The following is a 16,088-nucleotide window of genomic DNA, read 5'->3' on the forward strand; positions in this document are numbered from 1 at the left end:
TCTTGTTAGATCAGAATTTCTTTCCGTCTAGAGTCCAATCTATTCTATCACAAATGGAAAATCATTTAAAGAAATTATCCGATCGGGAAGCGCGGCGGAATTTCCGAAAATCAAAAAGACAAGGCAATCCACTTTGTAGGGAATGGCCTTGTCCTTCGACTTCACTGCGTATTTTGAGCACTCAACGGGTACGTTTAACTTTGCTGGAGGGATCCAGACGTTTTTCCATCAGACCCAGCAGCCAATCGGCAAGAACTGCCATCAGGGCGGTTGGGATCGCGCCAGCAAGGATGATGGCTGTCCCATTCGTCGCATTGACGCCGCGGGAAATGATATCCCCCAAACCGCCGGCGCCGATGAAAGTGCCGATGGCGGTGATGCCGATTGCAACGACCAAGGCATTACGCAAGCCGGCCATTATGACGGAAAGCGACAACGGCAATTCGACCAGATAAGTCAATTGCATCCGCGTCATTCCCATGCCTTTACCCGTATCCAACAGAGCGGTATCCACATTTCGCACACCAGTGTAGGTGTTTTTGATGATCGGCAGCAGCGAATACAGGAAGACAGTGGCAATGACGGTATCCGAACCGAGTCCGAGTCCCAGCATCAAAATGGATAACAGGGCCAGAGAAGGGATGGTCTGGATGACATTGGCGGCGCCGATGATCCAATCCGCCAGTTTTTTATTGCGTGCGATCCAGAAACCGAGCGGAATAGCTACAATTGCGGCGAACAGGACCCCATAAATGGAAATCAGAAAATGGCGGGTGAACTGTTCGAAGACATAGCTACCATTTTCTCTATAATAGTAGAGCAGCTGCTGGAGCATATTCATTTCGCTGAGGTTCATCATTTTCCCTCCTTTAAGGATGTGACTTCTTTATCTTCAAAATAGCTGTTCTCTTCCAGGAAATTTTGGGCGACTGTTTGGGCTTCCACCAAGTCGTTATCGACTTCGTAGTTCATTGCCTGCATCATCTCGTCAGTCAGCGTGTCCTCCAATTTCAGCAGGATGGTCTCCAGTTCAGGATAAGCCTCCAAAATCTCTTTGGTGGCGACAGGGCTAGCGTCATAAGGTGGGAACAGCTGCAGATCGTCTTCGAGAACGACTAGGTCGTAGCTCGCGATCCGGCCGTCCGTGGAATAGCCCAAAACGATGTCCATTTCGTCCGCTTGCAAAGCATCGTAGACGAGACCGACCTGCATCGGATAAACGCGTTGGAAATCAAAGCCGTATGTCGTTTTGAATGCTTCATATCCGTCACCTTCCCGCTCCATCCAGGAGTTGTCGACGCCGGCTCTCAGATTCGGAGCCAATGTCGCGAGGTCGCTGATGGTCTCCAAATTATTTTCTTCGGCAAATTCACGTGTCACCAAAAAAGCGTACGTGTTGGCAAAGCCATAGGATGGGAACCAGACTTGATTGAATTGTTCATCGAAACCCTCGACGACTGTCTTGAACGCCAATGCCGGATCCGTAAGAGGCTCCATGCCCAATTCACCGGTCAGTGACGTCCCTGTGTAGCGGACAGCCGATATATTCGCATCCCCGCCGATCATAGCTTGATGATTCAGGGTTGATGAGCCGAGATTATTGACCATATCGACAGAAGCATCCGGCAGGTAATGTTCGACCATCCCTCTGACCATATAACTCAATATTTGCATTTCTGTCGTTGTCCCACCAGTGATGACGATGCCTTCATTGTTCACCGATGCCCCAAGGCCAGGCAAGGAGCAGGCTGCCAATAAAAGTGACGTCAGTGGAAATAGCAACCATTTCTTCATGTGTTTCTTCATAATCAGTTTCCTCCTTTTGCAGATGTTGTCTGTGGAGAAACGAATCGTTCAAGCTTTCCAAGAAGGAAATCAGCCAATAAAGCCAATACGGTCACCGGTAAAGTTCCCCAAATGATCATTTCCTGATCGTATACATTCAATCCGTTAAAAATATAATCACCCAAACCGCCGGCTCCTATATACGAAGCAAGTGTCGCCCAGGCGATGACGTATACTCCCGCCAAGCGGATTCCGGACATGATGACCGGAGCTGCCAAAGGCAATTTCACCTGCAGAATGATCTGGTTGTCGGTCAACCCCATCCCTTTTGCTGAGTCGATGATATTGCTGTCCACATTCGAGATGCCGATGAACGTATTGCGCAGAATCGGCAACAAGGAATAGATGAATAAAGCTACAATCGCAGGAAGTTTTCCGATCCCGAAAAGGGGGATCATCAAGGCAAGTAACGCCAGGGAAGGGACCGTCTGGAGAATCGAAACAAAACTGATGATAAAACCGGAGTAACGCTTGAAGTGGGTCAAGGCAATGCCCAAAGGAACGGCAACCAGAACGCCAAGCATCAGAGCTAAGGCTGAGATGTAGAAATGCTCCCCTGTTTTGAAGAGTAACTCGGAACCGTTCGTTGTCAAAAAGTCCATTGTCATCACCCCTTAACCGTTTCAATGTCTGCGGTCGTTTCGATTACTTCTTCAGCCGGCATTTCAGGCTCTATGTCTCCCCATATCGTATCGTATACCATATCCACAATGGAAGTACGGGTGATCAAGCCGATCAGATGGTTTTTTGCATCCACGACAGGAATGTTTTTATAACCCAATTTCAGGATCCGTTGCAAAGCGTCCCGAACGAGCGTGCCTTCACGGACAAAGGAAACTTCGCTCATGATTTCACCAGCAGTTACCGGTCTGCGGCGGTTCTGGTTGATCGCTTCGACACTCAATATGCCCAACAAAACATCGTCCACATCTGTCACAAATAAGCTGTCGACACGACGCGTGCGCATCAGTTTGATGGCTTCTGATAGATTTTGATCACTCGAAACGGATACCGGGCCACGGATCATGATTTGTTCCACTGTGCGGAAATTCGTGCGCGCTTGGCTGAGGCGTTCCTCGCCGATGAAATTTTCGACGAATTCGTTCGCGGGGTCCATCAGGATGTTGTCGGGAGTGTCGAATTGGACGACTTTTCCTTCCTGCATGATGACAATTCGGTCTGCCAGTTTCAAAGCCTCATCCATATCGTGGGTGACGAAGATGACTGTTTTGCCCAATTCCTGCTGCAGTTGTTTGACAAGTTCCTGCAGCGAATCACGGGTGATCGGATCCAATGCTCCGAAAGGTTCATCCATCAAAATGATGTCCTGGTCGGCTGCCAAAGCACGGATAACACCAATACGCTGTTGCTGGCCCCCGGATAGTTCAGATGGATAGCGTTCCAAAAAATCCAATGGAAGATCGACTTTTTGGATCAGCTCTTCGGCAATTGTTTTTTGTTTTTCCACAGACCATTTCAGTAATTTTGGAACCATGACGATGTTTTCGAAGATGGTCATGTGTGGCATCAGACCGATTTGTTGGATGACGTAGCCGATTTGGCGACGCAATTCCACCGCATTCATGTCCTTGATGTTTTTTCCATCGATCAGGATTTCACCGGAAGAAGGTTCGATCATGCGATTGATCATCCTCATGGAGGTTGTTTTGCCGCTGCCGCTTGTTCCGATGAATACAATGAACTCTCCATCATTGAATGTCAGGTTAAGGGAGTCCACTGCAATTTTCCCGCCCGGGAATCGCTTGGTTAAATTTTTGAATTCTATCATGGTTTCACCTCTTAATTATTTTAGTTTCACAAATTCCTTACTCTACCTTACCGCGCAAGGAAGCCATTTTGCAAATGACAAGGCTAAAACTTTGTGAAAAACGTACGTAAATGAGAGGGTGTACATCATTGGGATGACGGTATATTTTTGATAAATTTTTATATTTAAAAATTCGTCTATTATTAATATTGTTAAATTGATAAGTTGCATGTTCAATATAATTGGTTCTAAGTGATAGATCAGGATTGAAGCGAAGAAAAATAATTGGGATTCGTTAATAAAGAATGCTAGGATAGAAGTATAGGCAAACAGGATGCATACAGAAGAATGAAAACGTTTGCTGGTGAATTTGCCGAAATCAGATGGAAAACAAGAAAGGTGAAGGTAAATGGAAAAACAATATGTGATGTCGATAGATCAAGGCACGACCAGTACGCGCGCAGTGATCTGGGATAAGAAAGGCACAATCATCTCATCTTCGCAAAGAGAATTGATGCAATATTACCCCGAACCTGGTTGGGTGGAGCATGATGCGAATGAAATTTGGATCAGTGTCCAGTCTGTCATAGCGGATGCCTTGATCAGAGGCGCCATCAGGCCGGAGGAAATCGCGGCCATCGGGGTCACGAATCAGCGCGAAACGACAGTCATATGGGACCGCGTGACCGGAATGCCAATCCACCATGCGATCGTTTGGCAATCCCGTCAGACTTCGGAAATTGCGGATAGTCTTAAGAAAGCGGGCTATGATAATTTCATTAAAGACAAGACCGGACTGATCATTGATTCCTACTTTTCCGCCACTAAAATCAAATGGTTGCTGGATCATATCCCGAATGCTCGTGATCGGGCCGAAAAGGGCGAACTGCTTTTTGGCACCATTGATACGTGGATCGTTTGGAAACTGACAGGTAAAAAAGTGCACGTAACGGATGTTTCCAATGCCAGCAGAACGATGCTGTTCAATATTTACGACTTGAAATGGGATCAGGAAATCCTGGATTTGCTGGATATTCCGCGAACACTGCTGCCAGAAGTCCGTTCTTCATCGGAAATATATGGTTATACCGACGAAAATGATTTTTACGGTTCGTGCATCCCGATAGCCGGAATCGCCGGCGACCAACAAGCCGCTCTTTTCGGGCAGACCGGATTTGAACAAGGGATGGTGAAAAATACTTACGGTACCGGCGCGTTCATTGTTATGAACACAGGCCTTACAGCGGTGAAATCGGAGAATGGCTTGCTTACGACGATCGCCTACGGTTTGAACGGCGAAGTGACTTATGCCCTTGAGGGGAGCATCTTTGTGGCCGGATCCGCTCTGCAATGGCTGCGCGATGAAGCCCAGTTGATCCGGACGGCAGCGGAGTCGGAAGAATATGCCAAATTGCTTGAATCGAATGAGAACGTCTATATGGTTCCTGCATTTGTCGGCCTGGGCGCACCCTATTGGGATCAGGATGTGCGCGGTGCTTTCTTTGGATTGACGAGAGGGACTTCGAAAGCGCATCTGATCCGTGCAACGCTCGAGTCGTTGGCCTACCAGACGAAGGATGTCGTGGATACGATGCAGAAAGACTCCGGGTTGGTCATCACGAATATGCGCGTCGATGGGGGAGCGGCCCACAACAACTTCTTGATGCAATTCCAAAGCGATATTCTGAACACAACATTGACCAGATCGAAAGTATTGGAGACAACCGCCCTGGGAGCCGCATACTTGGCAGGTTTGGCTGTAGGATTCTGGAAGGACACTGAAGATATCATCCAAAATTGGGAGCCCGACTGCGAATTCCATCCTAATATGCCTGCCGAAGTGCGCGAGGACCTCTACGCCGGCTGGCAAAACGCAGTAGCCGCCGCCCGCCACTTCAAACACAAATCCAAGAGATTTTAAAGGAAGCACTGTGGGCGCAATCGCCCAAGTGTATCATGTCTCTAAGCGATTAAAAATCGCAAGAGCCATGACAAAACCCGGGTAGAAATCGCGCACTAAGAGGACTAACACAAAGCGGACGCTTTGTGTCCGTGTGTGTTAGTCAGCTTAGGCACAGATTTCTGGGATTCAGAACGCGTTTAAGAAAGAGCGTGATGGTCTGTGCGGTAGGGGGTGAGCATTGAACGGGCTAGCCGTAATGGGTCTGTTTTCGCCCATGAAGGCTAGCCAGATTAGACGGAATCCCCTGCAAATCAGAACACGTTTAAGAGCATGACTTTCGTTAGCGGAGCAAAGTAAGGAAGCTTTTCTGCTTGAATACCTAAGCCAAAACGTAAGAATCGATAAAATGTTCAGAAATAGACAAATGATACACCCGGTATGTTATAATGATTGTAAAGACTTTTTGAACTGGAGGAATTATAATGGCAGACACTCTCGAATTGGTAGTCATTACGGGGATGAGCGGCGCCGGGAAAACGGTGGCCCTACAGACATTTGAAGATTTAGGCTATTTCTGTATAGACAATATGCCCCCAAGTTTATTACCGAAATTTTGGGAGCTTGTAAAGGAATCGGGTAAAATAAGCAGGATTTGCTTAGTGATTGATCTGCGCTCCCGGGCATTCTTTGATGAAATCATGTCTGCTGTGGACAGTTTGGACAATACTTCCTTCATCACAACCAAAGTCATCTTCCTTGATTCGAAGGACGATGTGCTTGTTTCCCGATACAAAGAGACGAGAAGAAGCCATCCCCTGACACAATCAGGCGGAACCGTACTGGAAGGAATCCACAAAGAAAGGGAACTGCTTGAGGACATCCGCAATCGGTCGCAGTTGGTCATCGACACGAGCGAAACAACACCGCGCCAATTAAGGGAACGTCTGCTGGATACATTCAAAGTCGACGATAAAGATGTTTTCCATATCGAAGTCGTATCTTTCGGGTTCAAGTATGGCTTACCGATCGATGCCGACATCGTCATGGATGTCCGCTTTTTGCCCAATCCGCATTACGTAGATGAACTGCGTCCGTTGACGGGGCTGGATAAGCCGGTCTATGATTATGTTATGAAGCAACCGGAGACGGAAATTTTTTACAAAAAATTCATCGACCTGTTGGAATACATCATTCCCGGCTACAAAAAAGAAGGCAAAACCAGCGTAAATATCGCCATCGGATGCACAGGCGGCCAACACCGCTCTGTCGCATTGTCGGAACGCACCAGCCTGCAATTGAAGAGCGCGGGCTATCAAGTCAATACAACCCACCGGGATCGGAATAAACGCAAAGAGACGGTGAATCGGTCATGAGTCAAAATCCGAGCAGAACGAAGAAAATCGTCGTTATCGGCGGCGGAACGGGCTTGCCGGTTATTCTGGAAGAACTGAAGAACCACAATACGGATATCACCGCCATCGTCACGGTGGCGGATGACGGCGGCAGCAGCGGCATCATCCGCGACCATATCAACATTGTACCTCCCGGGGATATCCGCAACTGTCTGATTGCGCTCTCCGATATGCCTAAATTAGAAAAGGACATTTTCCAGTACCGTTTCGATTCAAAGGATTCCTTCGTTTCCGGGCACGCAATCGGAAACCTTATTATCGTGGCTCTGACTGAAATGAAAGGGAACATTTTTGATGCCATTCGGTTGTTGTCGGTCATGATGGGCGTAAAAGGCAAAATCTACGCCGCAGCTGACGAGCCGCTCTCGCTCTACGCAGAGTTCAAGGACGGTACGGTCATCAAGGGCGAGTCGAAAATCGCAAATGGCCGCAAAAAAATCGAACGGGTGTATGTCAAACCGTTGGATGAATCAAGGGAGGCCGTAGCTTCCCGTCACGTCATCAATAGCATTCTGGAGGCGGATATGGTCGTCCTCGGACCGGGAAGCCTGTATACGAGCATTTTGCCTAACCTGATGATCACTGATCTGGGTCAAGCGGTCATCGACACCAAAGCCGAGAAAGTATATATTTGCAATATCATGACGCAATTGGGCGAAACAGAGGGTTTCACCGATGCTGATCATATCAAGGTATTGCATAATCATCTGAAAGCGAAATTCATCGACACCGTATTGGTGAACACGGAGAAAGTGCCGGATGAGTACCTCAACCAACAGGCGGACGAGGAATATCTGTTGCAGGTACGGCACGATTTCAAAGGATTGCGCGAAGAAAACTGCCGGGTCATTTCGGCGGACTTCTTGGATATGAAAAACGGCGGCGTGTATCATGACGGCAATAAAGTCGTTTCGGAACTGATCAATCTGATTTCCAATATCAAAACAATCTGTTGACCTTTTTTCTGATTGAAAGAAGCTGTCGGAAAGGAGGCACATATGTCTTTTGCATCTGAAGTAAAAAAAGAATTAACAACATTGGAAGTGCACCGCGAACACGCGAAAGCCGAATTGACCGCGTTGATCCGGATGAGCGGATCGGTCAGCATCTATAATCAGGCATTTGTCCTGAATGTCCAGACAGAAAATGCGGCAATCGCCAGACGGATGTACGTTCTCTTGAAGGATCACTACTCATTCGAAAGCGAACTGTTGGTGCGCCGCAAAATGAAGCTGAAGAAGAATAATGTCTATATTGTGCGCCTGAAACAGGGCGTCACGGAATTGCTGAGCGATCTGAGCATTTTCGACGGGCTGTCCTTCAAGACGCAGGTTTCCGATGACATCATGAACAATAACCAGAAGGAACGCTCTTACCTGCGCGGGGCCTTTATGGCCGGTGGATCGGTGAACAGCCCGGAAACGAGCCGTTATCATCTGGAAATCTATTCCAATTATGAGGACCACAATCAGGACATCTGCGATATGATGAATCACTTTGACCTGAACGCGCGGACGATCGAGCGCCGCAACGGATTCATCACTTATCTGAAGGAAGCCGAGAAGATCGCCGATTTTCTGGCATTGATCGGTGCCCATAATGCGATGATGAAGTTTGAGGACGTGCGGATTATCCGTGACATGCGCAATTCCGTCAATCGCTTGGTGAATTGCGAAAACGCGAATATGAACAAGACGATCGATGCGGCTGCAAAACAGATCGCCAACATCGAATTCATCGAAGCAACTGTAGGGTTGGGGAGATTGCCTGACAAGCTGAAGGAAATCGCCGTGATCCGGTTGGAGAATCCCGACATCAGCCTGAAGGAACTTGGCGAAATGATCCCGAGCGGTGTCATCTCCAAATCCGGAATCAATCACCGTTTGCGAAAAATCAATGATTATGCAGATTCGCTGCGGATGGGGAAAGCCGTTCGATGATACAGACAAATAAACCTGGAGACAAAGAAAAGTCTTCTGGTTTATTTTTTTATAAAAAATCAAACCTTTTTTTTTGCGGATAGTATAGACAGTAAGTCAAGCAGAAGGAGGAATGAAAAGATGAATCAAGTATCATTGATCGGGCGGCTGGTGCGGCCCATCCAAGTGCAACAGGTGAATGGGGAAAGGCAAGTCTGCAACAATACGCTGGCGGTGCAGCGCCTAAGGAAAGCGGATGAAGGCCAACCGCAAGCGGATTTCATCCCGGTCGTATTTTGGGGAGCAACCGCCAATCTGGTTGAACAGTATTGCGCCAAAGGGAACCAGATTGGTGTCAACGGCCATTTGGTTTCGCGTTCCTACGTCAATAAGCAAGAGCAACACGTCTATGTCATCGAATTGGTCGTGGAAGAATTGTATTTTGTTGAAGCGAAAAGAGAACAGGAAGCAGTCTGATGCTTCCGCACAAAAGCCCCGGAGTCCGGGGCTTTTGTGCTTTAAACGGCGATTTCCTTATTTATTCATAGAAAATTCAAAGGTACGTGGTATCGTAGACGGGAAATGATGCCGCTTATCGGAAAAAAAGATATAATGAAAGAAATGAAAAGGGGAATCGCTATGGAAATTTTGATGATAGAAGACAATGAAGCCGTCTGCGAAATGATGGCGATGTTTTTTGAGAATGAAGGCTGGGAAGCTGCATTCAAACATGACGGGAAAGAGGGCCTGGAGGCATTCGCGACTGCAGACAAAAAATGGGATATGATCATCCTCGATCTGAACCTGCCTAGCATGGATGGGATGCAGGTCTGCCGTGAAATAAGGAAAATTTCCCAGTTTGTGCCGATCATCATGCTGACGGCGCGCGATTCGGAAAGCGACCAAGTCATCGGTCTGGAAATCGGTGCGGATGAATACGTCACGAAGCCGTTCAGCCCACTGACCCTGATAGCCCGCATCAAAGCGATGCACCGTCGCGCTTCGGTCGATCACTCGCAAGTGCAGGCCACGGATGATTTCGATGTGCTCACTGATCATGTCAAAATCAGCACGATCACGCGTGAAGCCTATCTTGACGGGAACCAAATAGAAAGTTTGACGCCGAAAGAATTCGAACTTTTCGCGTTATTGGCCGAACATCCGAAACAAGTATTTTCGAGGGAACATCTTTTGACTCGGATCTGGGAAGATCCTTATTACGGGGATGAACGGACAATCGATGCCCACATCAAGAAATTGAGACAAAAAATAGAAGCAGTCGGACCACAAGTGATCCAAACGGTTTGGGGAGTCGGCTACAAATTCGACGACAGCGGAGTAGAGGAAAAATGAAGTACGTCTATCAACAAACCCTTGCTTTTTTCGCATTGATTCTAATAACTGTCAGTACGACCGGCATCCTGATCATCCAATACGTCACCAGTAATATCTACGACGAGAAAGAGGCGCAGCTGTATGGCTATGCCGAATCGATCATCGATCAGAACATGACGATCCAGCAACTGGAGAGCGGCTCTACCTTGGTATCCAACCAGGATGTCTCGTTTGCCATCTTTGATGCGGAGGATCATATGGTCTATCCGCAAGCGACAGATCTGTATACGAGCGGAATCAGCACGAAGGATTTTGAGCGGCTCTCAGAAGGGGAACGGATTTCTTTAACGGAGCGGGATCGCGGCTTCCTGAATGAAAAAAAACGTTTCTTGACGGTTTATCTCCCGCTATTTAATGCGACTACGGCCGAGTTCACAGGCTTCATAGCGGTAGGCTCGCCGGTAAAAGGCATAGAGGACGAAATCAACGAAATTGAGCACAACCTGCTTGTCGCAGTGCTGACTTCCGGGGGCATCGCGATTGTATTGAGCCTCGGCATCGCCAACTATTTGACCAGGCGCATCAAACGCATGCGGAGGGCCACCCATGAGATTGCGTCAGGCAATTTTGATATCTCGCTGGAGAATCATCACAAAGATGAATTTGATGAGCTGTCGGAGGATTTCAACCAAATGGCAAGGTCTTTGAAAGCCTCCAACGAAGAAGTCGAACGCCAAGAGAATTTGCGGCGTCAGTTCATGATGGATGTTGCCCACGAGATGCGCACGCCGCTCACGACAATCAATGGCATTCTTGAAGGGATCCAGCACCACATGATTCCAGAAGGACGGCGGGACAGGAGCATGCAACTGATGCAGAAAGAAACCAAAAGGCTGATCCGTTTGGTGAATGAAAACTTGGACTATGAAAAAATTCGCTCTAATCAGATCGTTTTAGTGAAGCAAGAGTTTTCTGCGAAGGAGGCATTGGAGAATGTCGCGGAGCAGATGCGGGCAAAAGCACATGCGAAGGATGACCTGATTATCGTGCATGTGGATCAAGCAGACCGAATCTACGCGGACTATGATCGCTTTATCCAGATCATGGTGAACCTCACACAGAATGCTATCCAATTCACGAAAAACGGCACGATTACCCTGTCGTCGTTCCCAGATGGGGAACAGCAAGTCATCCAGGTCAAGGACACGGGGATCGGCATCGAGAAGAAGGATATCACGAGCATCTGGGAAAGATTCTATAAAGTGGATGTTTCCAGGAAGAACACGAAATTTGGCGAGTCGGGGATCGGATTGGCAGTTGTTCAATCTTTAGTGATGAACCATAAAGGAACTGTCGACGTAGAGAGCAATCCCGGCGAGGGAACGACTTTCACGATTACCTTGCCCACCAAAACAGCACTCGAAAAAAATAGTTAAAAAAAGATCTGCCGGAATTTAAAATTCCGGCAGATCTTTTGATTATTCAACTGTTTCTGTCTGTTCTTCTGCTGGGGTTTCTTCAGAAGCGGGTTGTTCTTCCGTTACGGGTCCTTCAGTAGCGGCTTGGTTGGCCGGGAACTCTGGGGCATCCGTCTGATAAAGCGGAACGCTTGAGACACCGTTGTTCGTGTAGTACAAGGAAGTGTTCAGATCGCCCAATTCCGCGATGTCCTCTTCCAGTTCGGCTGGAGAATCCACATAGCTGTGCAAGCTCTTGTCGACCGGCATGAATCCATCCGGAGTGTAGAAGCGAAGCAAGTCGCCATTGATGATCTGATCGGAGATGGCTAGCTGCAGTTCAGCTTGGGCCCGGATTTCAGCAACCTTTTGGATTACTTCTTCAGTCTGATAAGCAAGCGTACCTGTTTGGGTATGATAAACAGTATTTCCTAAAATAGTGTATTCACTTGTTACGATGCTGCCGTTACGGAAAACAACGATTCCTTCATTTTGCGCTGACAACAGATCCTGTCCCAGTTGGACATAGGCTGAAGTATCGACACCAAGTAGATGCATCACAGTAGGCAAGATATCAATCTGACCGCCATAGACATCGCTGATCTGTCCGGTACCGGAACCAGGGTTGTGAATGATGAACGGCACTTTTTGCATCATGGCGTCGTCATAGGCACCCCACAAGTCTGCATTCCCTCCGATGAGAGGCGCGACCGTTTCATTGCGTGAGCTGGAAATTCCGAAGTGGTCGCCATACAATACGAAAATCGTATTATCATAAAGCCCTGCATCCTTCATATATTGGAAGAATTCAGCCAAGGCCTCATCGGCATAGTGGACGGTATTGAAATAACCGTCAACCGTTTCGTCGCCGGTATCCAAGGCGAAGGTGTTGTTCATCTCGTCTTCAGGGAACGGGAAGTGGTTTGATACAGTTATGAACTTCGCGTAGAAAGGCTGCGGCAATTGTTCCAAGTATTGAGCCGATTCCTGGAAGAACAATTTATCCTTCAAACCGTACTCGACTGAATTTTCATCCGTCAGCGTGTAACTGCTGTCGGCATCAAAGAAATAATCATAGTCAAAAGATTTGTAGACATTATCGCGATCCCAGAAAGAGCCGACATTGCCGTGGAAAACGGCTGATGTGTAGCCAAAGGTTTCGCTCAAGATGGCCGGTGCCGATTGGAATGTATTGTCCGCACCAATCTGTGTGAAGGCTGATCCTTGAGGCAATCCGAACAGTGAATTGTCCAACATCAGTTCGGCATCACTCGTTTTTCCTTGTCCAGTCTGGTGGAAGATGTTGCTGTAACTGTAGGAATCGCTGCTGTGATACAAGCTGTTCAGGAACGGCGTCACTTCCGCAGTTGTGCCTGTTTCATCGGTAAGCGACAAATCGATCAGGAACTGTTGCATACTTTCCAGATGGATGTAGACGACGTTTTTGCCTTCCGCTTGTCCGAAGTATTTTTGATTTGGTTCGGCGTAATGTTCACCCAGATAATCAAGGACGCTAGCCATATCCGAGCTGTCCGCGCTTGCGCGCACTTGGTTGGCTTGGGCTGTCTTGATTCCGTCATAGAGGGTGTAGACATTGATTCCCAAGTATTTGACGATATAGTTGCGGTCAAATGTTCTGGTCAACAATTGCGGGCGGCTTATTTCAGCCAGGCCCAGGTTAGCGGCGAAAATCGCAATCGAGGCTGCAACTGTCGCAAATGCCCATCTTTTCTTGAAGTTGCGTTCGTCGCGGTTTTTGCTGACGAATTTCTTATAGACATAGACGAGGACGAATGCGTCTATCCAATAGAACAGGTCGATCGGCTGCATCATGGCGATGACGCCCGAACCCAAGTTTTTGGTTGCGTTGGCTGAACCGAAAATGGTCTTAAGCGTCAAGAAATCCGTGAATTCACGATAATAGACGACATTGGCGAACAGCAGAAAGGAATTGAAAAAATAAAGGGCGATAAGACTCCGGTAACCTTTTTTAGGATTCTTTACAAAAAGGGAAATCCCCAGGATCAATAAAGTCGTTGAAATCGGGTTGATAAAAAGAATCAGCTGCTGGAACCAGCCGTCTACGCCTAAAGAGAACGCTGTGTGGTAAGCGAAATAGGTCTTCAGCCAGAAAAGGACAACGGCGAACAGGAAAAACCCGAATCGCGTCTGCAACTGTTCAGTTAATTTTTGTTTCAAAAAAGAGACCTCCTATGATATCTTGTGGAACACATGTAAATTTCATGTGAATTTTTAAGGGTAATGTGTGTTGTTTGTGAATTTTATGTAAAATGAGCTAGTGTCATTATATTCTGAATGCTTTTGATAGTCAATCGAAGCACCGTAAAGTTTTTCCTAAGTTTTTAACAAGAACAGTTGCTTTTTTCAGGATTTTTCGAGAAAATGGGTCTTTCCATGTATCTGATTAAAGGAACAAAACTGACAAAGGTGAGCATAGATTATGATATTTTTAAAAGGGCTGTATGAGTGGGTGGCTGCTTCGCTGGAATCATCCGTCAATCATTTTCCGCTCATACAATTAGTTTTCAACAGCGTGGACAAGACTATACTGTATTATTTGATTTTTCTGGTCCTGCGGGTAGCCTATCTGCTGCACAGGCACCGCAAGACCGGCAAGAAAATCCCCTTATATAAGGAAGGGTTGTTGCATGCTCTGTTTATCTACATCGTGCTGCTGCTTCAACTGACGGTTTTTCGCAACGAAGAGACCTTCTGGACTGTCGAGTATCACAAAATCGATTGGTCGGCGATCCATTGGCTGCCGTTGGTGGATACGGTTAAACTCTTTTACGGGGACTCCGGTTTTTCGGCTTGGTATAATTCGTGGGGGAACGTCGTCTGGTTTATGCCGTTGGGCTTCGTGGGTCCGTATCTGTTCAGGAAAAAATGCAGTTTCCTCAAAGTGACGGCGGTCGGCTTTCTTTTTTCCGCCACAATCGAGTTTCTCCAACTCATCTTTCAGACGGGCGTGACGCATATCGATGATGTCTTCTTCAATACGTTGGGTGCAGCAATCGGCTACGGCATCTGGGTATCTTCAAAAAAACACAGTAGGGCAGAACGGACAATTGACTATAAAGGAAGAAAACAATGAAAAAAATAATCATTACGCAAATAAGCGAAAAAAAAATTAAGGCAGGGAATCCCTTGCTGCAGTTCGAGGATTTTCCGAATGAACTCAGCTTTTCTGAAGGCGAAATCGTCGAACTGGTCGATTCTCGCCAAGCATTCGTAGCAAAAGCCTATTTGGCCAAACAGAACAAAGGCGTCGGATGGGTGTTTTCGTTGGATAACGCGGATAGTTTCAATGAAGCGTTATTCAAAAAACAGTTTGAAAATGCGAAACGCAAGCGCACGGATCTGCAATCGGACCCGGAAACGACTACCTATCGGATTTTCAATGCGGAGGGTGACGGCATTCCTGGTGTCACCATCGACCATTATGACGGCTTTGCGGTAGTATCCTGGTACAGCGGAGGCATTTTCCGCTACCAAGCCGCCATTATCGCTGCCTTTCAAACGGTCTTCCCGGAAACGAAGGGCATCTATGAAAAATTCCGTTACCAACGGAAAGACAGCCTGATCAGCCGCTTCGTCACGGGTGAAGCAGCCCCGACGCCTCTGATCGTGAAGGAGAACGGCATCAACTATGCGACGTATCTGGATGATGGGCTGATGACGGGTATTTTCCTGGATCAGCGCGACGTACGCGGTGCTCTGACGGAGCGTTATGCGGCAGGCAAACGGGTGTTGAACACTTTCAGCTACACGGGCGCTTTCTCTGTCGCTGCAGCCATGGGCGGAGCAATCGAAACAACAAGTGTCGATGTTGCGAACCGTTCGTTGGAACGGACCAAAGAACAATTCGCCGTCAACAACCTGGATGGCGAGGCGCAAAAAATCTATGTCATGGATGTCTTCGATTTCATCCGCTACGCCATCCGCAAAGAATTGCAGTATGACGTGACCATCATCGATCCGCCGAGCTTTGCCCGCACCAAAAAGCGGACTTTCTCGGTCACGAAGGATTACACCCAGTTGTTGGAGGAGCTGATCCAGATCACCGCACCGGATGGTACACTGATCGTTTCTTCCAACGCCGCCAACTACAAGGAAAAGAATTTCAAACAGGACATCGACCAAGCCTTCAAGAACAGCCATTGTGACTATCGTATACTGGAAACCTTCCATCTGCCGAGCGACTTCGCTGTTCCTGCAGGCAGCAAGACCAGCGATTACCTGAAGGTCTTCATCATCAAGAAACTGACGAGATAGGAAAAGCTGAGCGAACCCGTGAAGCTAGCCAACGCTTTGGATGGCATGGAACATTTTGCAATTTTGGGAAGCACCTATGGTGACGCACTTTTGAGTACAGAGAAATTTATATTATTCCTACAATATAGAGAAAAGAGAACGGAGCTGCCTCTA

General features: G+C 47.5%; 14 protein-coding genes. 9 read left to right on the forward strand and 5 right to left on the reverse strand.

Annotated features, from left to right (window positions below; all coding sequences use genetic code 11):
- Positions 1–181: 181 nt before the first annotated feature.
- The 4 genes from C7R56_RS05170 to C7R56_RS05185 are packed head-to-tail and all read right to left on the reverse strand — an operon-like array spanning position 182 to position 3,634.
- Complete coding sequence (locus C7R56_RS05170) at positions 182–859, reverse strand: ABC transporter permease (protein WP_327229075.1); 678 nt, start codon at positions 857–859, stop codon at positions 182–184.
- Positions 856–1,806 carry an osmoprotectant ABC transporter substrate-binding protein gene (locus C7R56_RS05175; RefSeq protein ID WP_107995521.1) on the reverse strand — a complete coding sequence of 317 codons (951 nt, stop codon included), beginning with the start codon at positions 1,804–1,806 and terminating at the stop codon, positions 856–858. Before C7R56_RS05175 ends, C7R56_RS05170 begins: the two co-directional genes overlap by 4 nt.
- A 2-nt stretch (positions 1,807–1,808) precedes the next feature.
- Positions 1,809–2,453: an ABC transporter permease gene (locus C7R56_RS05180; RefSeq protein ID WP_107995522.1), complete on the reverse strand. Its 645-nt coding sequence runs from the start codon at positions 2,451–2,453 to the stop codon at positions 1,809–1,811.
- On the reverse strand, positions 2,453–3,634 hold the full coding sequence (locus tag C7R56_RS05185) for a betaine/proline/choline family ABC transporter ATP-binding protein (protein ID WP_107995523.1): 1,182 nt from the start codon (positions 3,632–3,634) through the stop codon (positions 2,453–2,455). Before C7R56_RS05185 ends, C7R56_RS05180 begins: the two co-directional genes overlap by 1 nt.
- A 388-nt stretch (positions 3,635–4,022) precedes the next feature.
- Here C7R56_RS05185 and glpK point away from each other — a divergent pair, with 388 nt between their 5' ends.
- The 7 genes from glpK (at position 4,023) to C7R56_RS05220 (ending at position 11,618) form a co-directional block, all read left to right on the forward strand.
- On the forward strand, positions 4,023–5,534 hold the full coding sequence (gene glpK / locus C7R56_RS05190) for a glycerol kinase GlpK (protein WP_107995524.1): 1,512 nt from the start codon (positions 4,023–4,025) through the stop codon (positions 5,532–5,534).
- Positions 5,535–5,998: 464 nt separating this feature from the next.
- On the forward strand, positions 5,999–6,889 hold the full coding sequence (gene rapZ, locus C7R56_RS05195) for an RNase adapter RapZ (protein WP_086985581.1): 891 nt from the start codon (positions 5,999–6,001) through the stop codon (positions 6,887–6,889).
- Complete coding sequence (locus tag C7R56_RS05200) at positions 6,886–7,884, forward strand: gluconeogenesis factor YvcK family protein (RefSeq protein ID WP_107995525.1); 999 nt, start codon at positions 6,886–6,888, stop codon at positions 7,882–7,884. Before rapZ ends, C7R56_RS05200 begins: the two co-directional genes overlap by 4 nt.
- Before the next feature lie 42 nt (positions 7,885–7,926).
- A complete protein-coding gene (gene whiA, locus C7R56_RS05205; RefSeq protein WP_107995526.1) occupies positions 7,927–8,868 on the forward strand; it encodes a DNA-binding protein WhiA in 942 nt (313 codons plus the stop codon).
- A gap of 120 nt (positions 8,869–8,988) precedes the next feature.
- Complete coding sequence (locus C7R56_RS05210; protein WP_068560913.1) at positions 8,989–9,324, forward strand: single-stranded DNA-binding protein; 336 nt, start codon at positions 8,989–8,991, stop codon at positions 9,322–9,324.
- 162 nt (positions 9,325–9,486) lie between these two features.
- Positions 9,487–10,200, forward strand: a complete 714-nt coding sequence (locus C7R56_RS05215) for a response regulator transcription factor (protein WP_107995769.1) — start codon at positions 9,487–9,489, stop codon at positions 10,198–10,200.
- Complete coding sequence (locus tag C7R56_RS05220; protein WP_107995527.1) at positions 10,197–11,618, forward strand: sensor histidine kinase; 1,422 nt, start codon at positions 10,197–10,199, stop codon at positions 11,616–11,618. The genes C7R56_RS05215 and C7R56_RS05220 overlap by 4 nt, the downstream gene beginning before the upstream one ends.
- 42 nt (positions 11,619–11,660) lie before the next feature.
- On the opposite strand, the gene C7R56_RS05225 is transcribed toward C7R56_RS05220, so the two are convergent.
- The gene (locus C7R56_RS05225) at positions 11,661–13,838 is read right to left on the reverse strand and encodes an LTA synthase family protein (protein WP_107995528.1); all 2,178 of its coding nucleotides are present in this window, start codon (positions 13,836–13,838) and stop codon (positions 11,661–11,663) included.
- 262 nt (positions 13,839–14,100) lie between these two features.
- Here C7R56_RS05225 and C7R56_RS05230 point away from each other — a divergent pair, with 262 nt between their 5' ends.
- Together C7R56_RS05230 and C7R56_RS05235 are read left to right on the forward strand one after the other, a co-directional pair.
- Positions 14,101–14,754: a VanZ family protein gene (locus C7R56_RS05230; RefSeq protein WP_107995529.1), complete on the forward strand. Its 654-nt coding sequence runs from the start codon at positions 14,101–14,103 to the stop codon at positions 14,752–14,754.
- Complete coding sequence (locus C7R56_RS05235; protein ID WP_107995530.1) at positions 14,751–15,935, forward strand: class I SAM-dependent rRNA methyltransferase; 1,185 nt, start codon at positions 14,751–14,753, stop codon at positions 15,933–15,935. The genes C7R56_RS05230 and C7R56_RS05235 overlap by 4 nt, the downstream gene beginning before the upstream one ends.
- Positions 15,936–16,088 lie beyond the last annotated feature (153 nt).

The organism is Trichococcus paludicola, from assembly GCF_003052295.1.
Classification (GTDB): Bacteria; Bacillota; Bacilli; order Lactobacillales; family Aerococcaceae; genus Trichococcus; species Trichococcus paludicola.